Below are 23,863 nucleotides of genomic sequence, written 5' to 3' on the forward strand. Positions count from 1 at the left end.
TTATCTTTCACAACGTATGCAGCAATTTAATTTGAGACGTTTCTGAAACTTACGTTTAATTATGTTTTAATAGATAGTTATATTAGGACTAAAATTCAGTTTTCTGTATGAGTTATTAAGATTATATTAGAAAGAGCTTAAACAAGAACATCTGATAGGTAAAAGAGCTTAAAAATAAATACAACGTGATGAGTAAATTGCATATATGGCTTGGGAATTTTAAATCTGAGAAAGAACTAGAAAAATATTTGGATCAGAAGGAATATTTAAGGGCATGGGCTGTTTATGATTGTGAGCCACCAACTGGAAATGAAGATGGTGAACCTAGCGAAGAATTGCGTTGTGATTTTTGTAAAGAAGTTGATTTTGATATCTATGATGAAGATGCTATGATAATGAAATATTATAATGAATCTATTGATATCAACACTGTAGCTAATGATATCCTTATTGACAAAAGAGAACTTGAAATATTGTGTAAGAAACATAAAATCAATGACTTTAACTCAGTAGTAGCATATCAGAGCAATGACTTAGCTGAAAAAGATGCCTCTGGGTCCAAAACAGTTAAGTACATTGGGAAGGTTCCACAAGTTTCGATTGAAGCAGCTACTGATGTTAAGATTCATTATTTATGGATAGGGGACCATAAAATAGATAAGAACAATATCCTTAAACAAGCTGCCATTGATAAAAAGAGTGTGGTAAAAGTGAATTACTTCCATACTGCGAAAAAAGGAAAACTTGATGAAGTTTTAATCCTTCAAATCGAGGACTATAATGTTGCTGAGAAAATGATTTTAAAAGTTGATGAATTAAACCTCCATACTGCCAATTCGATACTAGATTTAATAGTTAAAGGTGCTATTAATTTAGACGGTGAACAGATCGGCAACTTGCTAAATATGAAATATATCGGAAAGTTTGATACGGATGATCTAGCGTGAAATTCTTAGACGAGACTGTAACCTGAACTGTGTCAGAGGAATAATTCAATAAGATTATTTATATTCAATTATTCAAACGACACGGTCATGAAAGAAAAAGACCCATTCGACTTTGAACGCTTCAAGGCAGAAGCCATGCAAGGTCTTTACGAAGGTAAAAGTTTGTCTCCCAATGATGGCGTCCTAGCGCCGTTAATGAAGCATCTGTTGGAATCAATGATGGATGGAGAACTGGAAAACCATTTGAACGAAGAGAAAGCTTCGGGCAATAGCAACCGGCGAAATGGCAAGACAAAAAAGACTGTCCGAGGCCTTAACACTGGGACATTTGAACTGGAAACAGGCCGTGATAGATCCGGCACATTCGAGCCTAAGGTAGTACCTAAAAGGCAATTAATCATTACTGAACAGCTTGAGGGACACGTGCTGAGCATGTATGCCAAAGGAATGAGCACACGGGCGATAAGTGAGTTTATTCGCGAAATGTATGCTATGGAGATCTCTGCCACAGAAATATCGCGTATTACCGAAAGTGTACTTCCAGCTGTAAATGAATGGCGTAGTAGGCCTCTTGAAGCTGTTTATCCCTTTGTATTCCTGGACTGCATGCACATTAAAGTTCGCCAGAATGGAACTGTTGAATCAAGAGCTATTTATAACATACTGGGAGTTGGTATGGATGGTAGAAAAGATCTGATCGGTCTTTATAGCTCAGAAAATGAGGGAGCTAAGTTCTGGCTTTCAGTTCTTACGGATCTAAAGCAACGTGGTGTTGAAGACATCCTTATTGCTTGTATTGATGGTCTAAAAGGGTTTCCTGAGGCCATAGAAGCTATTTTTCCAAAAACAAAGATCCAGTTGTGTATTGTTCACCAAATCAGAACAAGTATGCGCTATGTAACTGAGAAAGATAAAAAGCTTGTTATGGAGGATTTAAAGCCAGTCTATAAAGCCGTGAACGAAGAAATAGGTTATGAGAACCTCTTGTCTTTCGAAGAAAAATGGGGTAAGAAATATCCGCTTGCTGCCAAATCCTGGATGGATAATTGGACCAATCTTTCTACTTTCTTTGAGTACGAGGATCAGGTTCGCAAGATTATATACACCACAAATCCGATCGAGGGAATGCACCGTCAGATACGAAAAATTATTAAGTCTAAAGGAGCTTTCAGCTCTGAACAGGCGCTCATGAAATTGATGTATTTAATTATTAAAGATATTGCAAAAAAATGGACGATGCCAATGCATAACTGGGGCTTGACCATATCCCAACTTTATATTAGATTTGGGGATAGACTCAAATTAGAAAGAGGTTTTTAAGATGCTAATCCAATGACACAGTTTGAGTTACACTCCCTCTTAGACCCTGATTTTTAGCCTTCTCTGCTGACAATTTCAACACAGGAGATTTTCTATCTAAATATTCTGACAATTCTCTATATAGTTTTCCCTTATTTATAGAGTAAGATAAGTAGCCGGGGGTATTATCTATTCCTGCAAGGATCTGTAGCTTTTTCATTTTATCTATGTCAAAACCATCAATGATATTAGGAATACTATCAATATTCTTGCGCAATTGTCTGCAAAGATTATCGATTTCTCTGGGTTCATTGGAATGTAATGCCCTGATAATATTATCGATCTGTCGGGAATTTGCCGGAAGAATAGAAAGATATTCACTCTCTGGAAAGAGAGACATAATGTTTTTGTTTACAATGGTAATGTTAGCTGGGTCGAAAACACAAAATTCAACTTTATCGCGCGAGAATCTTGAGATAATGTGGTCATAACCACGTTCTTTAAATTGTCTTAGATTATCTTCGGAGTTAAAGGCTTCCATAAACTCCATATATTCGCCCATTCCAATACTTTCATCAATAAATTCCAAAGCTTCCCCTGTATCTGAGATATTTTCCTCAAATATAATATTTACAATATCGGGTGCTTGATCCGCGAAATCAAACACTTCATTCAAATTCAATGGTTTTTTTAAATTAACATGGCACTCTAAAACTTTTTCTCCGAAGAGTTGAGCCATATTAATTTCTTGGGTGAAATGAATCCCCCGATGGCAATTATCCCAATGTGTATTCTGACCTAGATATTCCAGGGAAAATTCATTAAAGTCACTATTTGTACCATGATATAAGGTATGCGTACTAGGCTGTAAAATTGGTCTTATATCCATATTTGTTTTTTTTATTACTATGTTGTTGGATGTTTTATTATTATCCCTGATGCACTAAGTGGGCTAGCTCGGGATCATTTTTGATTCTTTCCAGTTCGTTTGCAATGATAATTGACACATCAAGTTTTATCTGACGGTAATTTGCATCAATTTCTTTTTCCATGACATCTTCACCGGTCTCAGAAAGAAAAGAACGAATCTGTGGGATGGGCTTATAATGTTTCATTTCATTTTTTACTTTTTCATTATCGACTACAATTTGACAATGAAAAATTTTCTGGTCTATCTTTTCGTCAAAATTATCTGCAACGGCACCAACAAACATACCTTGGCTTAATGTAGAGATCTTTGATGCAGGAATAAGGCTATCAAGCTGGGTGGAAATAGAGGAACTGGTATCATTTCTGTTTATGCTGATGGACTGTCTTTTTTGTACTATTTTACCAAATCTTTCTGAAAGTGTTTTTGCGGTATCTCCAACGACCTGTCCAGCGAAAATATTGCCGACAATATTTTGAATTACTTTGCTCTCTTTATCACCATAATCCCGCGTCAACATTGAGTAATCCTGGAGTCCCAGGCATACAGAAATTAAATTGGATCTGGCACTGGCTATCAGATTATCGAGGCCCCGGAAAAAAAATTGTGGCAATTCGTCTATGATTAAAGAGCACTTTAATTGCTTCTTTTTATTGATCAATCGTACTATTCTTGAATTGTATAAGCCTAGTGCTGCCGAATATATGTTCTGTCTATCTGGATTACTTCCTACACAAAGAATCTTTGGTTCATCCGGATTATTTATGTCAAGACTAAAGTCATCACCGCTCATTACCCAGTATAGTTTAGGGGATATAATTCTTGACAATGGTATTTTAGCCGACGCGATCTGACCCTGAAGCTGATCCTGTGCTCCGCCTTCCCACGCATCAAGGAAGGGACTTAGATAGTTTTCCAGTTCAGGATAACTGGTAAGGATGGTGAAAAGATCGGCGTATTTTTTGTTCAAAAGCTCAATGGCGTGTGGAAATGTACAGTATTTACCCCCTTGGTATATTTTAAGAAACCAGATAATCGATGCAAGGAGAATGATGGGGGATTCTACAAAAAAATCACCTTGTTTCTGAATCCATGTTCTGTTTAAGTTTAACATTATGGTATATGCTGATTCGTATGCATCAGATATATCTGTCAGAAATGATGGGCTTAGAGGGTTACATCGGTGACTTCGACGTGGGTCATCAAAGTTGATCACATAGAACTTTGGCTTTACCTTGTATTTATCTGTATGTTTTAATAAATGGTTATATACGATAACAGAAAGATCATCAAACTTAAAGTCGAAGACATACATTGAAAATCCAAGTTCAATGTGTTGCTTGATATAGTTGTTTATGATTGCCCAACTTTTTCCAGATCCTGGCGTGCCAGCAACTATTGTTGCACGAAAAGGATTAACGACATTAATATACCCATCGTTCCATTTACCCTTATAGTAGAATTTTGTAGGTAGGTTAACTGAGAATTCATTTTCGATCAGACGGGTTTCCTGCATGAAACTCTCATTTTCGTTGTTAAATGGATCATCCAGTAATCTGCTTTTCAGCAATCTGCTCATCCATAATCCGGCAACCATAATTAGGATAAACCCAACGGAAGTCGTAAGCATGTAGAGTGAAGTGGAAATTTGGATAATAGGGAAATTTAAGAAGTAAAGGATTGAGCCTATGATAAGGCAAGTATTGATATTTCTCCATCTTATCTTTTCATTTTTTACTCCCTTTGTGCCCAAACAGCTTAGAGCCAATAAAATCAGGGCAAATAACTTGGTATATAGGGGATGAGAGAACAGCCCGGAGGTTCTTTGAAAATTCTTTAGTATTCGTTCCAAAACTTCAAGTGTCCATCCCTGGTCGTGAAAAAAGGAATAGCAGAACCAATAAAAATTCATTAGCACCAGTAAAATACTTACTGCGCGCATGAATGCCATAATTTTGGCCAATCCACGTAAATCGTCTTCTTGCATAATCAACTGTTTTTAGCATAGATATAGGGATGGCAATGATTATTTTCAAAGGTGGTTTTCAGAATCCTAGATTGACCGATATTTTCCGGAGTGTTGGAGTTAGTGAATTATTAAACAAGTGATTATTATTTCATATAAATAGCGAAGATCTTAATTAAAAATAACGTCTTTGTGCTGAACAGTTTGGATCGAGATTTGTAAATAAAAGAAGAAACAATTTAAAATAGAAATTATGAAAAAAGCCTTAATTATCCTTTCACTTGGAATTCTTGTGATAGGTTGTAACAATGGTCAAAAAAGTACGAGTGCTAAAAACGATTCAGTCAGCCAGCCCGAAGAAGTAGCTCAGACCCCTGATTTATTTGGCAAGGAATGGAAACTTATAGAACTTAATAATGCACCGATTAAAATTGATACCGCTTTCAAAAAAGAGCCCATGATTACTTTTAATAAGGACAATAACCAGTTAAATGGTAATGGAGGATGTAATGGATTTGGAGGAAGCTTTAAGACGGAAGGGAATGATGGTATTGAAATATCTCTGACCGGAGCAACGATGATGTCGTGTCCTAACCTTGAAGTCGAGACAAAATTTTTAGATATCTTAAAGCAAAGTAAGCATTATAGCCTAAGCGGTAATACTCTTGAATTAAAAGATAAAGATCAAAAAATAACAGCTAAATTAGAAGTTAAGTAATCAGTCCGTTAAATACCATATATATCTGAGCAATTCGTAGAGTGATCTCGAATTGCTTTTTTTTGTATGATACATAAAGACAGTTTCATGGGGTTTTTGTTTGAATGGTATAATGCTTGTAATAATTGAAAAAAGATTTAAATATCTTAATGAAACAATATATATAGATAATTGTCTAAGCTTTAATTCATCGATTACTTTATGGAAAATAAACATAAAAATCTGTTTGATCGCTTTGCGGATTGGGCAGTATGTTTCACAGGAAGTGCAGGCGCATTTGTTGGCTCTAGCATTTTAGTTATTGTATGGGCTATTACAGGGCCAATCTTTAAGTATTCTGATACGTGGCAAATGGTAATTAATACGGGAACAACCATTATTACTTTTTTAATGGTATTTCTAATACAGAAAGCACAAAATAAGGATTCAAAAGCCATCCAGATAAAGTTAAACGAATTGATCTCTGCTAATAAGGAAGCTAACAATAGGCTTGTTGATATTGAAGATCTTACAGAAGAAGAGCTCGACCGTCTTCATCAACAATATGAAAAAGTTGCTAAATCTAAAGAGGAAAAAAATCAGTCTAAAGATTTGAACTGAACAAAAACTTTGAAATAGTTTACGGTGCTATAAGAACAGCTTGTAAGCACCGGCTAGGATTTTAGAGAAATTATTTAAATAAGATGTCATAATAACGTTATTTAATGGGAAACTTGTTAATTATTTTTTAAATAGTTACAAATGTTTATAATTGCATTCGAAATTTAAATTACGTAATGAATCTGACATATTCTGAATTACAATTAATAGAAAAAGCACTGGAAGTCCAAATAACCATTTATGAAAGTTATGGTAGATATAGTAAAATCGAAAAAGCATTGGATGAATGTAGGAGCCTTTTAATTAAAATCCAAGAAAGGATGAATACTCCCTATTAGAAATTTTGTATTTCTCATTTATGCGAAAGTATAGGGCATTCTTACTATAATAAATTTTACTATCATTTTTTGTATACAGAAACATTTAATAGCATACCATATTAGTTATTTAATGTGCTAATTCCTTAGATACCTAAGTGTGCGAAGACACGGCTTGTTGTGTTTATATATTAGACTTCCAGTTAGAAAATATAATTTTTCAAAGCAGTGATTGATTGAGAAAAGTATTTAGATTTTGCAGTAAAATTCATATTATTAGGGAGAATTTCATATGTAATTTTTTTCTATGCAAGACACAATTGGCAAATATGAGGAGCATTTTGACAAACAGGTATTCAGGGTAACTTACAAGTTGAAGGATTATCAGGTAATTCTACTTAAAAAGGACCTTAAAAAAGATCTCAAGGAGATAAATATACTATTAGACGGTTTAGTTCAGAAAATGATTAAAGAGGAGGGTAAGTGGCAGTTTGAACATGGTGATGACCGCGAGCTTGCAAATGATATCTGGCGTGCTATTTCATTACGGTATCGAATTTTCTCGTAATTATTTGTTTATGTGTGCGATGCATTTGCAATCTTTGTAAAGTGTATCTAGCGGATCTGATTGCCAAATTTGTTTCGTATCAATATTTAACATAGTCAATTTTCCATTCGATCCCGCTCCTGTATCCAAATTGGTAATATTTAAAGCCGTCATTGGTTGAACAGTATCCCAATTTAGGGTAGATGTATGACCTATGTAGATGCTTTTAAAATGAGTAATCATTTCAAAGGTATCGACTTTTTTTCCTTCATCTGCATGGCTTAGGGCTTCAGTCCATAGCCTGCGATCCCAATAGTAATTTTTTTCTGACTGCTCATGGAAATCGAGGTATCGATCAAAACCAGCATGAACAAAGCATATATTTTCTAAAATATAAAAAAGCTTCTGTTTCTGAAAAAACTGCCGATGCAATGGTGGGATATCAGAAGAGTTTAATGAAGTTTTAAATCCTGATCCTTTGGAAAAGCACACCTTTGGACCATCTTTGTATTTCAGATAAGATTCTATTGTTCCTTTTCCACCATAATTCCATGATACAGGATGAAAATCAGTCTGGATAAACTCTTGGAACCATGCGTCATGGTTTCCCTTAATCGCTATCAGATTTTTAATTTTTAAAAGTTCCTCGACACATTCGTAGACTTCGTTATGGCCATCGGCTATATCACCGAGCTGAATTAAGGTATCATTTTGATAGTTAAATCCGGACCTTTGTAAACATTGTACCAACGCTTTGTAAGCTCCATGAATGTCGCCCATTACAAATTTTCTTGATTTCCTATCTTTCATTTCTAGCCTTTCACTGCTCAATTAAATATATGAAAATTTATTTTTTTATTGTTTGAATTTTCCGTTTAATCCTTAATTTAGTGTACTCCCTGTCCCTATAGGAGTTCATCAAATAAAGCAAAAAGCACCGAATGTAAGTTCGGTTCTTTTTTGTGGTAGAGATCAATTTGTCAATAAGTACTATATCGTTTCAACATCAATTACATACCTATAACGGGCTTCTTTATTTACCACTTTCTCCCAAGCCTCGTTTACTTCTTCAGCTTTGATAATCTGGATTTGCGGATAGATTTTGTTTTCTGCACAATAGTCCATTACCTCCTGTGTTTCGGGAATACCGCCAATGAGCGAAGAATTATAATTCACACGGTCAAACATAAACTTGCCGTTATCAACGGTAAATAAGCCTCCAATTGGTTGTCCAACCTGCGTAAAGAAACCATAAGGCTTCACACAAGCGGCATAGCTTGAAAGGTCAAAAGCATAGGGAATAGTGGAAAGCATATAATCCAGCTTACCCAGATAAGGTTGTAATTTATCAATGCTGTCCACTACGATAACTTCTTTTGCTCCGAAACCTTTAATATCGTTTACTTTGGATGGCGATGTGGTAAATGCGTACACTTCCGCACCTTTTGAAACTGCTAATTTGATAGCTATATGTCCTAAACCGCCAATACCTGCAATACCTACCTTATCGCCTTTTTTGAATTTGGCTCTCATCAGTGGCGAATAGGTGGTAATCCCTGCGCAAAGCAACGGTGCTGCATATTGCAGGTGTATATTATCAGGAATTTTGATGGCAAAATGTTCTGTCACCACGATATTATCGGCATAGCCTCCCTGTGTTATCCCAGTGGGCGATGATTTTTCGGGTACGCCGTATGTACCTACCATTCCGGTAGTTTCACAATGGTGTTCTTCTCCTTTTTTACAGCTATCGCAGTGCATACAGCTATCTACCATACAGCCTACGCCCGCTTTGTCGCCAACTTTGAATTTGGTCACGTTTTTACCGACTGCGCTAACTATACCCGCTATTTCGTGTCCAGGCACTTGTGGGTACTGCTGTTTTCCCCAATGTCCTCTGATAGTATGAATATCAGAATGGCAGACACCGGAGTATTTGATTTCAATTAGAATATCGTTGTCGCCAACTGGTCTGCGCTCAAAGCTCCATAATTCCAGTTTCCCTTTTTCGCCTTTTCCGGCGTATCCTTTTGATTTTATATTCTTACTCATAATTTTGGATTTATCTGTTTGTGAAAAAATGTGTAAAGGGCTTGCAAGCATTATGCCTGCACTCGCCAACGCCGTTTGCTGAATAAATTTTCTTCTCGATGGTTGTTTGTTATTTTCTTCCATAGCAAAAACGATTTGATGGTTATAATTCTTTCGAGGTTATTTTTATTGTAGCTGCCTTTGCCTGTTTATTAATCATTGCATTGAGGTAGGGGCTGTTACCATATTTTTTGCGATAGGCTTCATCAATTTGCTCATTGATGTTGCCATTTACCGTTTCAAATAAAACGTCCTTAATCATTCCTGCGGCGTGAATACGACCTGCTTTCTGTTCGATGGCGGATTGATACCAACGTGAATTTTGCCCGTTATAGGCACGAACGTATAGGTCATTGTCCACTACCACTGACCAAATCCAGGTAGGCGTACCATAAGTAACGCCGTCAGCCCGAAATGGGGCAATTTTCAGGTCGTCTGCCCTGACTATACTTTGTAATTCTTCGGGTGAGAATTGATAACCTGTATTACTCATATCCTACTTCAATTTTTTAAAAATCTCTACCATAGCCTCTTTATCAGGACTGCTCATATCTACCAGTTTTAATGATTTTATCATTTTAAGGGTAGTGGTCTTATAGTGCTGAAAGTGGGGCGTTTGCAAATGGGATTGATACGCTTCCTTGTTGGCGTACATTTCCACAATCCTTACCTGCGTGGGGTTCTCCTGTTGATACATTGGGAAGATGGCAATCACACCCGGCTCTTTTTTTACGGAAGCCGATGCCTCTTCTTTCAGGATGGCGTTGTATTCGTCCAGATATTCAGGCAGGATTTCTACTTCAGAAATGCGTACCATTATATCCGGTTCCACAACGGGAACGATTGATGTTGAAATTGATTTTCTTACCGAGTTTGCCTGCGTCCTGCTGATATGTTTTTCTATCAATCCGGCAATCTGTTCCAATTGGCTGTTTGTGATACCTGTGTTAACGCCCATACTTATATGGGATTTTAACTGGCTTTCCACTCCGGGCATTGCAGCCAGTGCAGAAATAGTTACCAATTCCCTTTGCTGAAAGCTAAGGACATCACTTACGAAAATATCGGCAAACAGATGTTCTTTCAGAAAGGCATCAATACGAGGGGCAAACGCTCCAAAACCCGGTGCGGGTTTAGCCTGCTTTGTTTTGGTCAAAGTTTCCAAGACTTTTCTGCCCTGCTCGTATTTATCGGTAACATTGTTCTCAACTACAATCTTCTTTCCATCCCTATCTTTTATGCCCTTTGTCTTCCTCTCATCCAAAACGGTCTGAAATATACCGAGTGCATTTAAACTTCTCGGAAAACCACAGTAGGCATAGAGCTGTACCAAAGCTTCTTTGATTTCGTTGATTGTAACTCCTGCATCCAATGCTGCACTTAATTGGGGTTTCAGGTTTTCCAAATCTCCTGCCGCCGTCAATGCCGAAATCGTGACCATACTTTGTTGCTGTGCATTGAGGCTATCAGCATTATTCTGTGCATTCATTGTATGTACGTTAAGAGTGAGAACAAAAAACAATATCCATTTTACAATCTTGCTTCTGTCCATAGTTCTAAGGATTATTTTGTGGCTTCATTTACGGCTTTTTTATATTCCTGATCGCCGACAGGTTCGAGCCATTTGTTTTCATTGGTCTGTGGGTTGCAGGTCACTCCAATGTGGGAAAACCAACTATCGGGAGCTGCACCGTGCCAATGCTCAACATTGGGTGCGATTTCCACTATATCTCCGGGATTTAGACGGCGGGCAGGTTTGCCACGTTCCTGGTAATAACCCACACCGCCAACACAAACTAAAATTTGCCCACCAGTGTGCAAATGCCAATTGTTGCGACAGCCCGGCTCAAAAGTGATATTCGCCATTGGCACATTCAATTCTTTGTTAGAGGTAAGCGGAGCATTCCAAGATTTTCCACTGAAATATTTTTCATAGGCGGTGTTTGGCTCGCCTACAGGAAAATCACTTACTTTTTTCGGTGTTGTTGTTTCCATATTTTTATCTTTTGAATTGTTGCAGGAAAACAGCAGGAATAGTGCTGTTATCGTTGCAATTGTTATTGTCTTTGTCATATATGCTGATTTTAAACGTTATCCAATCTTAATATGTTAAGGTATTGCGAACGCCATGATTGAACCCGAAGGATTATCTTTGGTTCCGCCCACCGAAATTGCCACGTATTGTTTGCCGTTTACCTGATAGGTACATGCCGTAGCGTTCGCAAGGGCAGGGAGCGTAGTCTGCCAAAGCAATTTCCCTGTCGCCTTATCCAAAGCCCGCAGTTTCCTGTCTTCCGTTCCGCTTATGAAAATCAAGCCACCTGCCGTTACAACAGGGCCAGCTTTTCCTTCTTGCCCGGTTTCAGGTGCGCCTTTTTGTTGCCGCAGGCTGTCATTGCCCAACGGTATCTGCCACGCATAGTCCCCGGTAGCCATATTGATGGCACTAAGCGTTCCCCACGGCGGTGTAATTGCCGGATTACCGCTTGGGTCTTTCCACGTTTTGTAACCTGTACTGTTTACATACTGGTCGGGACGTGCGCTTCTGTCGGCGGTTGTCAGTTGGCTGGAACTTTCCTGAACATCCATTTCCGAAGGCTGTTTTGTTCCGGTGGTGATGGTAATCAAGTCCGGCGCATCGTTCGATTTGACATACAATAAATTGGTAGCAGGGTCGTAGGCAGCACCGCCCCATTCACCGCCACCCCTTGTTCCCGGAAGCTGGATGGTTCCTTTTAAGTCAGGTGGCGTGTACAATCCCTCATAGCGCATCGAACGGAACTGTTTTACCAATGCCTCATGGTCTTCGGGAGAAAAGTTTGTCAGGTCTGCCTCTGTGATATGCTGCCTTGCAAACGGTTTGGGTTTTAGCGGAAAAGGCTGGGTGGGTGAAGAGTGTTCTCCGGGCAGATTGCTTACCGGAACTTTTCTCTCTTCAATCGGGAATAGCGATTTGCCCGTTTCCCTGTCCAATACAAATACAAAACCCTGCTTGGTAATCTGTGCCACAGCATCGGTTTTCTTACCATTATTATTTATCGTTATCAATGCCGGAGGTGCGGGCAAATCGTAATCCCACATATCGTGATGGACGGTCTGAAAATGCCATATATGTTTTCCGGTTGCCGCATCCAATGCCAGGACACAATTGCTGTACAGATTGTCGCCTTTTCTGTCTGCTCCCCAAAAATCATACGATGCTGAACCCAGCGATAAAAATACCATTCCACGTTTATTGTCTATACTAAGCCCTGCCCAGTTGTTTGCGCCCCCGACAACTTTATAGGCTTCGGGGTCCCAGGTCTCGTGACCCGGTTCCCCAGGATTGGGGACGGTATGGAATGTCCATTCCAATTTTCCCGTAACGCAGTTATAAGCCCTAATGTAACCGGGTTGGGAACCGTAAGTATCGGGTACACGGCAACCTATGATAATAAGATTTTTATAAATGCCGCCGGGTGATGTGAGTGATACATAAAAATTCTTATCAGCATCACGCAACCCGATTTTTAAATCTATTTTACCGTTATTTCCAAATTCAGGTATCGGCTTCCCGGTTTTGGCATCAAGGGCGATCAGGAAATTGTTTGCAGACATCAGTATGCGCTTGTCATTGCCATCTTCCCAATAGGTCAGCCCCCTGTTCACTTCCCCGGTTCCCTTTCCGTCCAACGGGTTATAAGACCATAGCTGTTTCCCGGTTGCGGCATCTATGGCATAAGCCCATTGATTGGCTGACGAGGCATACATGACACCATCGACAATAATGGGATTGCATTCGCTTTTGCCGGGCTGCTCACCGTTCTGCATGTCGTTCATAGCAAATGTCCATGCGTGCTGCAACTGACCTACATTCTCAACAGTTAACTTATTTAGGGGAGAATAATTGGAACTGCTTTCATCCGCTTTGTAGACCGACCATGTACGGTCTTTGTTGTGCGACTGTCCGCAACCTCCGAGTGCCAGCAATGCCGTTAGGCTCAGCATGCCACAGGTTGTTTTAACGATTGTACGATTTTTCATATTTTTTAAATTTTAGAATTAGTCTGTCAAACCCACCAGCATCGCCGGATTGCGACGAAGCAACAAATCAATATCTTTTTCCGGAACACCACCTGTCTGCAAGGCACGGATACACGTGTTCATCCCGTCAATCGGATGGGGCATACCTACCTGCCCCAAATCGCTCGTGATAAAACTGCGCTGCGGATTGATGCGGGCAAAGGATAAAAATTCCTCATCGCTCACACGTGTGAAATCCGGCAGTCCGGTTCCTGGTCCCCAAAGGTTGGTGATGTAACAGTATTCAATGAATGCACCTAGATCAATGCTTCGATTTATTTGATCTTTTGTCATCGTCCAAATGCCGCTATTGGCATGGGTGACAACGAATTTCTTTACGCCTACCTCATGGGCTTTGCGAGCCAGTACGAGTGCCTCTTCGGGCGATGAATGACCTGTGGCAAACATGATGTCCGCCTCGCCACATACTTCCATTACCCGTACCACCTCGGGTAATACCTTTCCATCACTGCCCAATACAGGAATAGCTTTCTCTTTGCTGTTCGCCCGTTTGAGCGGGTACTGGGCATCGCCCGTGGGCATCCATATACAACGGCAGTAATTGCCTGTCGTTTCCACTGCCTTTTCGGCAGCCCTTACATTGACCTTATCGCCGTGTACACGGTTCATCACCAAGCTGCCGAATACCTCAAAGTCGGGCAGTTCCTGACGGATGAGGTACACACGGTCATGGCAACTGAAATCATTGCTCTTGTACATAATCGAACGATAACCCGCCTTATGTGCATCACGGGCAAAGCTAAGTTCATCTATCAGCCGTGGCTTGCTGTCGGGTGAGGCATGGATATGTATATCGCAGACACCTTTCAGCAACGAAGTCCTTTGTGTAGGTGCTTCATCGGGTTGATTGTCCAATGTGCTATTTGATAAATTAGCTAAGCTCTCTACAGGGGCTAATCCTGAAACCATTATTGAACCTCCGCCCATAGCTGCTACTTTAAAAAAACGTCTGCGTTCCATACTTATTCCGTTTCTTTAACTCTGTACCTGTTTTTGCTCGGAAGCAGGATAACGGTCGCCAACAATGGTAATGTTTGCTACTGCTGCTTCCAGTTCGGTCCATTCCTGCGCGCTAAAACTGAAATCCAACGTTCTTAGGTTTTCCTCCAAATGGGCGAGTTTAGTCGTTCCGGGAATGGGAACGATGAACGGTGCTTTTTGCAGCAACCATCCCAATGCTACCTGCGCAATAGTGATACCTCTTGTACGTCCGAATTTGTTCAGTTCTTCCACAATTTTGAGGTTTGACCGTATGGCTTCGGGGGTAAACCGTGGCAGGATATTACGGTTGTCGTTGCCGGAACTGAAATTGGTGTATTCATTGATGGCTCCTGTAAGGAAACCCCTGTTTAATGGGCTGTATGGTACAAAACCAATACCCAGTTCCTCACACACGGGCAGTACTTCTTTTTCCACTTCACGCCACATCAGATGGTATTCGCTCTGTATGGCGGTAACGGGCTGTACGGCGTGTGCCTTGCGGATGGTTTCTGCCCCGACCTCGCACATACCAAAGTGCTTTACCTTTCCCTCGGCAATGAGGTCTTTCACCGTTCCCGCCACATCTTCAATGGGGACGTTGGGGTCTAAACGGTGCTGGTACAATAATTCAATCACATCAATATTCAGGCGTTTCAATGATGCTTCCACCATTTCACGGATGCGTTCGGGCTTACTGTTTGGGCCTGCAGGCATCTCGTTCTTTTTGTTTCCTGCATAGTTGAAGCCGAATTTTGTGGTAATAGCAATCTTATCCTTAAACCCGGCAAGAGCCTTACCTGCCAGTTCTTCGTTGATGAATGGGCCATAGGTTTCTGCCGTGTCAAAAAGGGTAACGCCACGCTCCACCACTTCATGAGCCAGCTTTATCATGGCTTTTTCATCGGGATGTGCGCCACGATGGTAATTCATTCCCATGACACCAAAGCCCAATGCCGAAACTTCCATTGCGGCAGTACCTTTCCCCAAAGTACGGCGGGCGGTAATAATAGGCATATTATTTTTGTTTTGATTTTCGTTTGAAGATGCTGTTTTCTGTTCTGTACCTGTACAGCTTGATACCAATACGGTAGGAACGCAGGCAGCCGCTCCGAAAAGAGCGGCACTTTTTAAGAAATCCCGGCGGTTGGACGGGTTGCTGTTCCCGTTATTCTGAAATTCTTTTTCGTTACTCATATCTTTATCTTTTAGTTTACAAATCAATTTACTGGATGCTGTAACCGCCGTCTACCACCAACGTATGACCTACGATAAGGCTTGCCGCATCACTGCACAGGAATACCACGGCATTGGCTATTTCTTCGGGACGACCGAGACGACCGACAGGTACGGCTGCCAACATCGCATCCAGTGCATCCCGCTGGCCCCCTTCCACCATTTTGTCCGCCATCGGGGTATGGATAAGACCGGGACAAATGGAATTGATGCGTATTCCCTGTGGAGCATATTCCAATGCTGCACTTTTGGTAAGCCCGATTACACCGTGTTTCGCTCCGTGGTAGGTTCCCCTTTGCGCACCACCTAAAATGCCGCCGATGGATGAACAGTTTACAATTGCTCCGCTTCCCTGCTTACGCATCTGCTGCAATTCGTATTTCATACAGCTCCACACGCCACGGAAATTTACGCCCGTAACCCGGTCAAAATCTTCCATCGTCTGGTCTGCTGCATCTGCCAGTACATTTTGGATACCTGCATTGTTATAGGCTGCATCCAGTCTTCCGAATGTTGCCACTGTTTTATCGACCATCGCCTTTACTTGCGTGTCATCCGAAACATCACAGACGATAGCGAGTGCTTTATGTCCGGCTGCAATTAACTGGTCTGCCGCTTGGTTGACCAAATCCTCATCATAATCAGCCAATGCTACTAATCCCCCTGCCTCTGCGAATGCTTTTGCAGTGGCAAATCCTATACCCTGTGCCGCTCCCGTAATAAGAACAACTTTGTCTTCCATCAGTTTCATAATCAAATTTTTGTCCAATGTTAATTTTAAAATTCTATTTTGTTTAACGTGATTTACCTCACGTAAGTTTGTAATACAAAGTTCCTATCTTCCTAAAACATATAGCATATACAAACCACGGATTGTGCTACCATTTTCACTGATTTGCACCAATTTGCATATAGGGGAAGAAATAATGGATAAATTTGTATTGATTTTAAACGCAATTGAAATGGACGATATTTTAAGAATTGATACGGTTAGCCAGCACGATGCTTTCTATCATAAGGAGAATTTACATCCGCTGGTAAGCATAATGGATTTTGACGGCAGAGTGCCGGAGATCTATGCTTCCAAAATGAATTTTGGTTTTTATGCGGTGTATTTAAAGGAGGTGATGTGCGGCGATATGAAATACGGGAAACATACCTATGACTATCAGGATAGGACATTGGTCTTTGTTGCTCCGGGGCAGATCATCAACGTGGATATCAACAAGGACTACAAACCGCAGGGCTACGCACTACTGTTCCATCCCGACCTGATACGTGGCACATCCCTGGGCAGGCATATAGATGAATATACGTTCTTTTCCTACCAGTCGAACGAAGCGTTGCATCTATCCGAAAGGGAAAGAAAGATTGTACTGGACTGTTTCGACAAAGTCGAGTACGAACTGGAACGGGGTATGGACAAGCATAGCAGGATGCTGATTGCTTCCAACATTGAACTGTTCCTGAATTACTGTGTACGGTTTTATGAACGCCAGTTCATTACACGTAATGAGGCAAACAATGATATTTTAATCCAGTTTGAAAAGCTGTTGGGTGAATATTATCAATCGGAGAAACCGCAGACAATAGGCTTGCTTTCTGTTACCTATTGTGCGCAGCAACTCAATCTTTCTACCAATTATTTCGGTGACCTGATAAAAAAGGAAACTGGCAAGACGGCTTTGGAATATATCCAATTGAAAATAATGGCTTTGGCTAAACAGAAGATACTGGACAATAAAAAGACCATAAATGAGATAGCCTATGAATTAGGTTTTAAGTATCCTGCCCACTTTACACGTACATTTAAAAAGATAACTGGAACAACGCCGATAGAATACAGGTCTTTGAATTGAAAAAGTTGATAGAAAAGGTGTTAATTTAGGTTTCTCTTTCTTTTTTTCTTTTTTTTCATGTTGAACTCAAATATCTGTTCCTCTGGATCTTCGTACATTCCATCTAGCAAAAGTGAATCCAACAATCCCCATTCACTTAATAAATTTCCGCTGTTTATCATAAAATCGAATAGCGGATGAAGTTCATCTTTAAGAGATGTCGTATTTATATTCGTGTGATTTGGAGGCGTGGTTCGTTTGTTGCTAGGCGTTTCACTGAGTTTGTTGTCGGCAAAAAGCTTTTGGAATACGTTAGCAGAGAATTGTTTTCCCAAATGTGAACCGTTGAATACATGACCGGTATTGTGATCTATAAAGGTAATTCCATACAATCTTTCCTGTTCATTTCTTCTAATGACTGTATTTATTCCGTGCTCTATTAAATAAGTGGTAAACTCCTTTTCATTGCTGGTTATTGTTAAGGCCTCAGAAATAATCAGACTGGTTTTCTCTTTAATTTCGGGACGTACTATTTTACTCTTTTCAAAATGTGATCGAAGGGCTATAAGGCCCGCCTGTTTTCCGAAGAGGGATGCTTTAAACGGATTACCTATTTTAGTTCCGCCAGCATCAACAGCGCTATAAACTAATCCTTCTTTGATCTCGCCTCTATAATCTTTTTTTATATGTTCGGCGGTAATATTGAAAAGTGAAAGAAGAGCATTGTAACTGCCCAGGTTTTGAAAGTTATAATAGGCAGGTAGGTAACGTACAATCGACGCAATCTGACTTTTAATATTTCCTTTGTTATGATCGACAGGGGTAAAGGTAAAACGCTCATCAGAACTTATCTTTTGATCTGCTGGAATTAATTTGTATTTTTTTTCAATCTGTCGGCAGATTTCCATTGATTTTTTCTTCTCAAAAACATCAGATATTTTTATTCCGTTTTCATCTACTGTTGTTGATACAATGTGGATGTGTGTTCTATCGATATCGTTGTGCTTAAAAACCACATAGGGTTGATTGCCATAGCCCATTCTGGTCATGTACTCATTTGCAATGTTGATGAAGTCGTCATCCGATACAATATCATGCGGATCTGGATTTATCGAAATATGGATTGCAGTTTTTTCTGTGTTCTTATTTGCTGCAAGGTTCGGGACGAATGAAGCCAATAATTGTCCTGTCGTATAGTTTCCATCAGGCGTTTCAAGCATATTGTTCATGTGTAATATCTGACCGTTATCCCGTAAAACTTTGTTATGATTATATAGCAATGCACCATATATTTTTGAGCCACGACCTATTTTTGCGATCATAAATGTTGTTTTTTAGCAAGGTGTTCGGTTTCAAATTTTTTGCTTAAGATCAAAATTTCCCGGCAGATCGTAGCTAGTTCTATGGTCAGTGCTTCAAGTTTTCCTATATAAAAGACTGTTTTTTTATCACCGAAATTTGTGTGCAGGATCTTTACGATCTGGTTATAGTTTACCCCGATTGCCCTGAATTGGCTAAAAAACTGCGTTAATTTCGTGCAGTAATCCATAGCTCCTTTATCTAGGACAACTGAATTTATCTTCCTTTCAAACAATAGGGATACAATAAATTTAGCTTTATTGTCAAGCCCTGATTGATCCAATAATGCTAAAAATCTCGCGTTTTCTGCATCCGTAAGGCGGAAAGCATAACGATGTATAGCTTTTTCTATTTTAGGTTTTCGACCTCCTCTATGAATTGTTGTAGCCATCTTTTTTTTTAAAAAAGTAGGCCATTTAAAAATTTAAAGTTGGAAGTATTCCAATAATTTCCTAATTGATCCTATTAATTCATAAATTGAAACAATCAATTTTTCCCTTTTACAGGTCCGTTTATGAAATCCTTTAGCTAAATAAATTTTTTCTCTTTAATTTGTTTTGTGGTTCCATCTGGCTGATTAGTATAAAATGAAAAGGTAGCAATTTGCTACCTTTACAACCTTATTATAAATTGATTTTGTCTATATTCTTTCTTAAAAGTAACTGTTAAATTCCTTGTGACCCTACCTTTATTTTGATTTTACAATTTGTCATAAACGGAAGTGCTAATAGGTATTAATTGCACTTCCGTAAGCTCAATAACCTGTTGATATTTTTAATTGCGATGACTATACTGTAAACCTAAAGTATGCCACAATTGCTGACAGTATAAAAACCACAATCAACATGGGGAGCATTTTGTATTCTTGTTTTTTAGTATGAACAACCATACCTGCTATCATAATTAAACAAAAGCCCGTTGCTGACATAGGTGTCAGTATCGGTGCAAAATCTATAAGCCACGGGATTATAATGCCGATACAGCCTAACCATTCAAGAACTCCTAATATTCGGATTGGTATGATTGAACTCTCGGATTTTAAATGTCCATCTGCGACATGTTTTTCTTTACTTCCGGTAATTTTTCCAAAGCCCGGCATTATAAAAAATAGAGATAGAAGTCCCTGTATTATCCACAAAATTGTATTCATTTTTGGTCTTTAAGTAATTAAAAAAATATGCTATTGAAAACTTTAATGGATGAGCATAACAAGAAGCCTTGAAAAATCAAGGATGCTCCCCAAATGATTTTGAGTGACAAAATCCTATATTTCCTAATTACTGGTTAACCCTTTTTAGGTTGGTCTAACCAAAGATTGATATCTTCCATTGATGGTTCTATTTGTGCTAGAATATGCAAATATAATAAAAAGTGATGCTGTTAACTGAATTGTAGATTGATGATTTTAAGTTATATCTATTCTCTTCTGCGTTTGTGCTTCCTATTCATCATAGGCAAAATCTTGTTTTTCGTAATCTTCGCTCTGGGCTTCGTGCAGTGAACCGCCCAGTACTTCAATCAAACTGTCTCCACGTTTATCCGTAGTTAAGAAGTCGAACAAATGATTTGTTTCTTTCGCAGGAAGATCTGGATCATTTGATGTAGATAGTTTGGGTTGTAATCCAGCTGGTTCCTTAATATCGGGCTTCATGTTATTGTTCCCATAGTCATTAAAAGTTTTTTGATGACGGTTCCTTTGCTTAGGTTGAGCCGTTCCATATCGTTTCAGATTTTTGTGGTCTACAAATGTCATTCCGTAAATACAGCTCAGTAATCACAAATCAATTTTAATTCACAAAAACCCTCGACTTTGGAGAGCGTTTTCAGTCCTCGGCAGAGCAAGTAGTTTTGGGGCACAAAACGAGTTTTGAGGCACTCAAAACACAACTTGCTCTGTTCTTGGGAACAGATATGAGAAAGTGTAGAATAAAGCTCGAATCATAAAGAGTTCTCGGAAACCGTAGGTAAAAGGAGGAAAGGTAGTAAAGCTTCTGCTTTACTGCCCATACAGTTGCCTTCTTTTGTATAGAGCATGTGGGAAGGAACTATGGTTAATTTACCCACTTGCAAAGCAATTAATTATAAAAGCATAAAAGTGTTAGGTTTTGCAACTATAAAAGCATAAAACTATAAAAGCGTAAAAGCATAGAAACGGTAAAATTTGAAGTCATAAATATTGGAAGATCGTTTACCAGCCTACGAAATTCTAAGAAGTATGAATGATTTACAAGTAAGATGTAAGTCTATATGTAAGGGCCTTTATAAATCCTTATAACTGACTAAACACATATTTTACGATGCATCTGTAAAGTTAGGCAGTTGCTCTTTGATACAACTTTAAAATTAGGAAGCTATAAAATGATATAATATGGAAAAAAAGAAAGAAACCTTAAAGGTAAGCATTTATGCGCAAAAGGGCGGAGTTGGTAAATCGACAATGACGATTCTTCTTGCGAGCGTTTTGCATTATCGTCTTGGATATAATATCGTGGTACTGGATTGCGATTTTCCGCAGCACAGCCTTCTCGGTATGCGTGAAAGAGATAAGCGTAGCATTATGGAAAGTGATTTCCATAAAAAACTGGCTGTTAAACAATTCCATAGCATAAATAAGAAGGCTTATCCGATCATAAAGTGTAAGGCGGAAAATGCGCTTGAAAAAGCTTTTGATTATTGTGAGACAAGCTCTGTTAGGCCGGATATTATTTTTTTCGATCTCCCCGGAACTGCCAATACACAGGGCGTTATCGGTGCTTTAAAGGGCATGAACTACATTTTTTCGCCAATTACTGCAGACCGACTGGTCGTTGAGAGTACACTGGCATTCAGTGAGGTTTTCCTGAAACTTCCGGCGCAGAATAAAAATGTCATTGAGCAATCCTTATTCCTATTCTGGAACCAGGTTGACGGGAGGGAAAAGACAGGTCTTTATGATTCTTATCAAACTGTAATAGAGGGATTATCACTGAAGAGTATGGCAACAAGGATCATGGACAGTAAGCGGTTTCGGAAAGAAATTGATGACACAGGAAGCTATGTTTTCAAGTCCACACTGCTGCCTGCCGACTTACAGATTTTGAAAGCTACGCGTGTAGATGAATTTGTTAAAGAATTTTTAAAAATAATTCATATCTGAGATGGCAATAAAGAAAGATCGTAAAGAATTTGAGAAACCCATCATAGATGAGGAGTACCTGATGAGCATTATGAGTGGCGATGAGCCTTTGCCAGCGGCAGATCCGGAGAAAAGCACCGATAAAGATATAATGCCCACGGCTAAAGTTGAGAAGTCCAGACCAAGATCCGGTAAAAAAATGGATTACGAAGATTTGTTCCTTGTCAACCGTTTTCCAACCGGCAGGAGTGGAAAGGTTGTCTATATACGGTCTGAATATCACGAACGGCTCCTGCGCATAGTTCAGTTGACCCGTGAGGACAAAATCACTCTGTATTCCTATATAGATAATATACTGGAAAATCATTTTAGAGAATATGGTGATGAGATTACCGATTATTTCAATAAAAAATTTAAACCCATTTTATAAGATGAAAAAGCAACAGAAAAAGGTTGAAGTTACTGTAAAAGTACATCAGCAGGTAACTTATGAAAATGTGAATTACGAATCACTTTTCCTGTCAGATATTTTGATGGATAAACGTGGCGATAAGAGCATCTATGTCAGCAGCGAGCATCATACCAGATTAGCCAGGATCGCCAATGTGATCGGTGAGGATAGAATACCGTTGTATGCGCTACTGGATAATATTTTGAGGCATCATTTCACGCTTTTTGAAGAAATGCTCGTCAAAGAGTTTAACGACAAATCTAAGCCACTTTTTTAAGATCATGGAAGCTTTAATACAGATTGTAATATTGTTCTGCCTAATTATCGTGATTATACTGTTGTTGGTTGACAAGGTTAGGTTCATCAATCCTCAGCGCAAAATAGATCGGAATGTTGAGCAGGAAGCGGAACCCGATGTCATTGGGAAGGTCACAATTCCTGAAAAAGAAAAAGGACCGGTGTGGCTTGCCAACAGGAAAAAGTTAATCGAACAGATGTTAGCAAAAAAGGCGGATCAGGAAAACAATGATTCAACCGGAAATGAACGGGAAGAAGAAAGTGCCTCAAACTTTAATAATGAGGAACCTGACGATATCGATAATATTCCAGCGGATGATGATCGGTTTGGACAGGCAGTCTCTTTAAATGAACTGACAAAAGTTGGAAACCTGTTGCAGCAGGAGAATCTGGATGCAGCCCAGGAAAAGGAAACAAGTGACATTATCCAAAAAATTGAGGGAACGGAGTTTCTAGCGATGATGCAACAGTCCATTGATGGGGCTTCTCAGAAGATTGCCAGACTTTTAGATAAGTCGTTATCTGAAAAACATAATGTTATTCCAAAAGAGAACCAGAATAATGCCCTGGACAATTTTGATATCGGGGACTTTATCTGATACTGAATTTTTAATGCACTAATTAGTAATAATAAAAAAAGCAGCTATGATAGCAAAGGATGATCCTGACTATATAATAGAAGAATACAAAGGCCGGATAATAGCCAGTCATAAAAGTAATGTGTCACAAAAATCAATGGACAATATTATCATTGTTTATGATAAGCTTGATTTTCCCGATTATGGATTTTACATCGGACTTGATGATTCAAAAAACATAGGCTACCGGAAAATGGAACCTGTTAATATGGAAGATGCCAGAAATTATATTGATTGGCTATCAGAAGTGACCAATAAAAAAGGCATACAGCAAGATCGGTCAGTTTCTGTTCCCTTACCGATAAAAGAAGTGGTTGGCCAGATTTTATCTGAGGTCGCATTGAAAAGGTTGGAAAATAAAGAGGCACAGTCCCCAATTAAATCCCGAAAAAAGGGTAGGGGGATTTGAACCTCTCAATTTCGGAAATTGGATAGGAAATGTTCGGAATAATAGT

Annotated in this window: 26 protein-coding genes; 11 read left to right on the top strand and 15 right to left on the bottom strand. The window is 39.2% G+C overall.

Annotation, left to right across the window (positions count from 1 at the left end; all coding sequences use genetic code 11):
- Positions 1-188: 188 nt before the first annotated feature.
- Together EG339_RS10975 and EG339_RS10980 are read left to right on the top strand one after the other, a co-directional pair.
- The gene (locus tag EG339_RS10975) at positions 189-947 is read left to right on the top strand and encodes an immunity 22 family protein (protein ID WP_112376425.1); all 759 of its coding nucleotides are present in this window, start codon (positions 189-191) and stop codon (positions 945-947) included.
- A gap of 87 nt (positions 948-1,034) precedes the next feature.
- A complete protein-coding gene (locus EG339_RS10980; protein ID WP_120334405.1) occupies positions 1,035-2,267 on the top strand; it encodes an IS256 family transposase in 1,233 nt (410 codons plus the stop codon).
- Positions 2,268-2,271: 4 nt separating this feature from the next.
- Here the strand turns inward: EG339_RS10980 and EG339_RS10985 are convergent, their stop codons facing one another.
- The gene (locus tag EG339_RS10985; RefSeq protein WP_123870216.1) at positions 2,272-3,135 is read right to left on the bottom strand and encodes an ADP-ribosyltransferase-containing protein; all 864 of its coding nucleotides are present in this window, start codon (positions 3,133-3,135) and stop codon (positions 2,272-2,274) included.
- A 40-nt stretch (positions 3,136-3,175) separates the two neighbouring features.
- Complete coding sequence (mobC, locus tag EG339_RS10990) at positions 3,176-5,164, bottom strand: conjugal transfer protein MobC (RefSeq protein ID WP_112376612.1); 1,989 nt, start codon at positions 5,162-5,164, stop codon at positions 3,176-3,178.
- Between the two features lie 229 nt (positions 5,165-5,393).
- On the opposite strand from mobC, the gene EG339_RS10995 reads away from it, so the two are divergent.
- The 3 genes from EG339_RS10995 (at position 5,394) to EG339_RS11005 (ending at position 7,343) form a co-directional block, all read left to right on the top strand.
- On the top strand, positions 5,394-5,858 hold the full coding sequence (locus tag EG339_RS10995) for an META domain-containing protein (RefSeq protein WP_112376427.1): 465 nt from the start codon (positions 5,394-5,396) through the stop codon (positions 5,856-5,858).
- Positions 5,859-6,059: 201 nt separating this feature from the next.
- Positions 6,060-6,458, top strand: coding sequence for a low affinity iron permease family protein (locus EG339_RS11000; RefSeq protein WP_078764471.1), 399 nt, complete (start codon positions 6,060-6,062; stop codon positions 6,456-6,458).
- A gap of 624 nt (positions 6,459-7,082) precedes the next feature.
- Positions 7,083-7,343 (top strand): hypothetical protein, encoded by a 261-nt coding sequence (locus EG339_RS11005; protein WP_112376428.1) that lies wholly within the window; start codon positions 7,083-7,085, stop codon positions 7,341-7,343.
- On the opposite strand, the gene EG339_RS11010 is transcribed toward EG339_RS11005, so the two are convergent.
- From EG339_RS11010 to EG339_RS11050, 9 genes are all read right to left on the bottom strand, one after another.
- Complete coding sequence (locus EG339_RS11010; RefSeq protein ID WP_123870217.1) at positions 7,344-8,132, bottom strand: metallophosphoesterase; 789 nt, start codon at positions 8,130-8,132, stop codon at positions 7,344-7,346.
- Positions 8,133-8,312: 180 nt separating this feature from the next.
- A complete protein-coding gene (locus EG339_RS11015) occupies positions 8,313-9,374 on the bottom strand; it encodes an NAD(P)-dependent alcohol dehydrogenase (RefSeq protein ID WP_204991130.1) in 1,062 nt (353 codons plus the stop codon).
- Positions 9,375-9,516: 142 nt separating this feature from the next.
- Positions 9,517-9,906, bottom strand: coding sequence for a DUF2255 family protein (locus EG339_RS11020; RefSeq protein ID WP_112376429.1), 390 nt, complete (start codon positions 9,904-9,906; stop codon positions 9,517-9,519).
- Positions 9,907-9,909: 3 nt separating this feature from the next.
- Complete coding sequence (locus EG339_RS11025) at positions 9,910-10,965, bottom strand: carboxymuconolactone decarboxylase family protein (protein WP_112376430.1); 1,056 nt, start codon at positions 10,963-10,965, stop codon at positions 9,910-9,912.
- Positions 10,966-10,976: 11 nt separating this feature from the next.
- A complete protein-coding gene (locus EG339_RS11030) occupies positions 10,977-11,486 on the bottom strand; it encodes a cupin domain-containing protein (protein ID WP_112376431.1) in 510 nt (169 codons plus the stop codon).
- A gap of 36 nt (positions 11,487-11,522) precedes the next feature.
- Positions 11,523-13,436 carry a pyrroloquinoline quinone-dependent dehydrogenase gene (locus EG339_RS11035; RefSeq protein ID WP_123870219.1) on the bottom strand — a complete coding sequence of 638 codons (1,914 nt, stop codon included), beginning with the start codon at positions 13,434-13,436 and terminating at the stop codon, positions 11,523-11,525.
- An 18-nt stretch (positions 13,437-13,454) separates the two neighbouring features.
- Entirely contained in the window at positions 13,455-14,456 is a 1,002-nt protein-coding gene (locus EG339_RS11040) for a DUF6282 family protein (RefSeq protein ID WP_123870220.1), read from the bottom strand.
- Between the two features lie 15 nt (positions 14,457-14,471).
- On the bottom strand, positions 14,472-15,671 hold the full coding sequence (locus tag EG339_RS11045; protein ID WP_123870221.1) for an aldo/keto reductase: 1,200 nt from the start codon (positions 15,669-15,671) through the stop codon (positions 14,472-14,474).
- 28 nt (positions 15,672-15,699) lie between these two features.
- Positions 15,700-16,461, bottom strand: a complete 762-nt coding sequence (locus EG339_RS11050; RefSeq protein ID WP_123870222.1) for an SDR family NAD(P)-dependent oxidoreductase — start codon at positions 16,459-16,461, stop codon at positions 15,700-15,702.
- A gap of 211 nt (positions 16,462-16,672) precedes the next feature.
- On the opposite strand from EG339_RS11050, the gene EG339_RS11055 reads away from it, so the two are divergent.
- On the top strand, positions 16,673-17,569 hold the full coding sequence (locus EG339_RS11055; RefSeq protein WP_112376613.1) for a helix-turn-helix domain-containing protein: 897 nt from the start codon (positions 16,673-16,675) through the stop codon (positions 17,567-17,569).
- 20 nt (positions 17,570-17,589) lie between these two features.
- Here EG339_RS11055 and mobB read toward each other — a convergent pair whose 3' ends face one another.
- The 4 genes from mobB to EG339_RS11075 form a co-directional block, all read right to left on the bottom strand.
- Positions 17,590-18,870, bottom strand: a complete 1,281-nt coding sequence (mobB, locus tag EG339_RS11060) for a conjugal transfer protein MobB (RefSeq protein ID WP_112376433.1) — start codon at positions 18,868-18,870, stop codon at positions 17,590-17,592.
- On the bottom strand, positions 18,867-19,298 hold the full coding sequence (gene mobA / locus EG339_RS11065; RefSeq protein ID WP_112376434.1) for a conjugal transfer protein MobA: 432 nt from the start codon (positions 19,296-19,298) through the stop codon (positions 18,867-18,869). The genes mobB and mobA overlap by 4 nt, the downstream gene beginning before the upstream one ends.
- Positions 19,299-19,694: 396 nt before the next feature.
- Complete coding sequence (locus tag EG339_RS11070; protein ID WP_123870223.1) at positions 19,695-20,057, bottom strand: DoxX family protein; 363 nt, start codon at positions 20,055-20,057, stop codon at positions 19,695-19,697.
- Between the two features lie 291 nt (positions 20,058-20,348).
- On the bottom strand, positions 20,349-20,660 hold the full coding sequence (locus tag EG339_RS11075; protein WP_228459742.1) for a hypothetical protein: 312 nt from the start codon (positions 20,658-20,660) through the stop codon (positions 20,349-20,351).
- A gap of 615 nt (positions 20,661-21,275) precedes the next feature.
- Here EG339_RS11075 and EG339_RS11080 point away from each other — a divergent pair.
- The 5 genes from EG339_RS11080 to EG339_RS11100 are packed head-to-tail and all read left to right on the top strand — an operon-like array spanning position 21,276 to position 23,817.
- Positions 21,276-22,043 (top strand): nucleotide-binding protein, encoded by a 768-nt coding sequence (locus EG339_RS11080; RefSeq protein ID WP_112376437.1) that lies wholly within the window; start codon positions 21,276-21,278, stop codon positions 22,041-22,043.
- A gap of 1 nt (position 22,044) precedes the next feature.
- On the top strand, positions 22,045-22,452 hold the full coding sequence (locus tag EG339_RS11085) for a DUF3408 domain-containing protein (protein WP_112376438.1): 408 nt from the start codon (positions 22,045-22,047) through the stop codon (positions 22,450-22,452).
- Position 22,453: 1 nt separating this feature from the next.
- Complete coding sequence (locus EG339_RS11090) at positions 22,454-22,750, top strand: DUF3408 domain-containing protein (protein ID WP_228459743.1); 297 nt, start codon at positions 22,454-22,456, stop codon at positions 22,748-22,750.
- A gap of 49 nt (positions 22,751-22,799) precedes the next feature.
- Positions 22,800-23,369, top strand: a complete 570-nt coding sequence (locus tag EG339_RS11095; RefSeq protein WP_123870224.1) for a hypothetical protein — start codon at positions 22,800-22,802, stop codon at positions 23,367-23,369.
- Positions 23,370-23,415: 46 nt separating this feature from the next.
- Positions 23,416-23,817, top strand: coding sequence for a hypothetical protein (locus tag EG339_RS11100; RefSeq protein WP_123870225.1), 402 nt, complete (start codon positions 23,416-23,418; stop codon positions 23,815-23,817).
- The last annotated feature ends 46 nt before the right edge of the window (positions 23,818-23,863 follow it).

Source organism: Chryseobacterium bernardetii (genome assembly GCF_003815975.1).
In the GTDB taxonomy this organism is placed as follows: domain Bacteria; phylum Bacteroidota; class Bacteroidia; order Flavobacteriales; family Weeksellaceae; genus Chryseobacterium; species Chryseobacterium bernardetii.

What these genes read in the sequence shown, in the direction of transcription:
- EG339_RS10975 (WP_112376425.1), top strand. Translation starts at nt 189, where the DNA reads ATGAGTAAATTGCATATATGGCTTGGGAATTTTAAATCTGAGAAAGAA.
- EG339_RS10980 (WP_120334405.1), top strand. Translation starts at nt 1,035, where the DNA reads ATGAAAGAAAAAGACCCATTCGACTTTGAACGCTTCAAGGCAGAAGCC.
- EG339_RS10985 (WP_123870216.1), bottom strand. Translation starts at nt 3,135, where the DNA reads ATGGATATAAGACCAATTTTACAGCCTAGTACGCATACCTTATATCAT.
- EG339_RS10995 (WP_112376427.1), top strand. Translation starts at nt 5,394, where the DNA reads ATGAAAAAAGCCTTAATTATCCTTTCACTTGGAATTCTTGTGATAGGT.
- EG339_RS11000 (WP_078764471.1), top strand. Translation starts at nt 6,060, where the DNA reads ATGGAAAATAAACATAAAAATCTGTTTGATCGCTTTGCGGATTGGGCA.
- EG339_RS11005 (WP_112376428.1), top strand. Translation starts at nt 7,083, where the DNA reads ATGCAAGACACAATTGGCAAATATGAGGAGCATTTTGACAAACAGGTA.
- EG339_RS11010 (WP_123870217.1), bottom strand. Translation starts at nt 8,132, where the DNA reads ATGAAAGATAGGAAATCAAGAAAATTTGTAATGGGCGACATTCATGGA.
- EG339_RS11015 (WP_204991130.1), bottom strand. Translation starts at nt 9,374, where the DNA reads ATGAGTAAGAATATAAAATCAAAAGGATACGCCGGAAAAGGCGAAAAA.
- EG339_RS11020 (WP_112376429.1), bottom strand. Translation starts at nt 9,906, where the DNA reads ATGAGTAATACAGGTTATCAATTCTCACCCGAAGAATTACAAAGTATA.
- EG339_RS11025 (WP_112376430.1), bottom strand. Translation starts at nt 10,965, where the DNA reads ATGGACAGAAGCAAGATTGTAAAATGGATATTGTTTTTTGTTCTCACT.
- EG339_RS11030 (WP_112376431.1), bottom strand. Translation starts at nt 11,486, where the DNA reads ATGACAAAGACAATAACAATTGCAACGATAACAGCACTATTCCTGCTG.
- EG339_RS11035 (WP_123870219.1), bottom strand. Translation starts at nt 13,436, where the DNA reads ATGAAAAATCGTACAATCGTTAAAACAACCTGTGGCATGCTGAGCCTA.
- EG339_RS11040 (WP_123870220.1), bottom strand. Translation starts at nt 14,456, where the DNA reads ATGGAACGCAGACGTTTTTTTAAAGTAGCAGCTATGGGCGGAGGTTCA.
- EG339_RS11045 (WP_123870221.1), bottom strand. Translation starts at nt 15,671, where the DNA reads ATGAGTAACGAAAAAGAATTTCAGAATAACGGGAACAGCAACCCGTCC.
- EG339_RS11050 (WP_123870222.1), bottom strand. Translation starts at nt 16,461, where the DNA reads ATGAAACTGATGGAAGACAAAGTTGTTCTTATTACGGGAGCGGCACAG.
- EG339_RS11055 (WP_112376613.1), top strand. Translation starts at nt 16,673, where the DNA reads ATGGACGATATTTTAAGAATTGATACGGTTAGCCAGCACGATGCTTTC.
- mobB (WP_112376433.1), bottom strand. Translation starts at nt 18,870, where the DNA reads ATGATCGCAAAAATAGGTCGTGGCTCAAAAATATATGGTGCATTGCTA.
- mobA (WP_112376434.1), bottom strand. Translation starts at nt 19,298, where the DNA reads ATGGCTACAACAATTCATAGAGGAGGTCGAAAACCTAAAATAGAAAAA.
- EG339_RS11070 (WP_123870223.1), bottom strand. Translation starts at nt 20,057, where the DNA reads ATGAATACAATTTTGTGGATAATACAGGGACTTCTATCTCTATTTTTT.
- EG339_RS11075 (WP_228459742.1), bottom strand. Translation starts at nt 20,660, where the DNA reads ATGACATTTGTAGACCACAAAAATCTGAAACGATATGGAACGGCTCAA.
- EG339_RS11080 (WP_112376437.1), top strand. Translation starts at nt 21,276, where the DNA reads ATGGAAAAAAAGAAAGAAACCTTAAAGGTAAGCATTTATGCGCAAAAG.
- EG339_RS11085 (WP_112376438.1), top strand. Translation starts at nt 22,045, where the DNA reads ATGGCAATAAAGAAAGATCGTAAAGAATTTGAGAAACCCATCATAGAT.
- EG339_RS11090 (WP_228459743.1), top strand. Translation starts at nt 22,454, where the DNA reads ATGAAAAAGCAACAGAAAAAGGTTGAAGTTACTGTAAAAGTACATCAG.
- EG339_RS11100 (WP_123870225.1), top strand. Translation starts at nt 23,416, where the DNA reads ATGATAGCAAAGGATGATCCTGACTATATAATAGAAGAATACAAAGGC.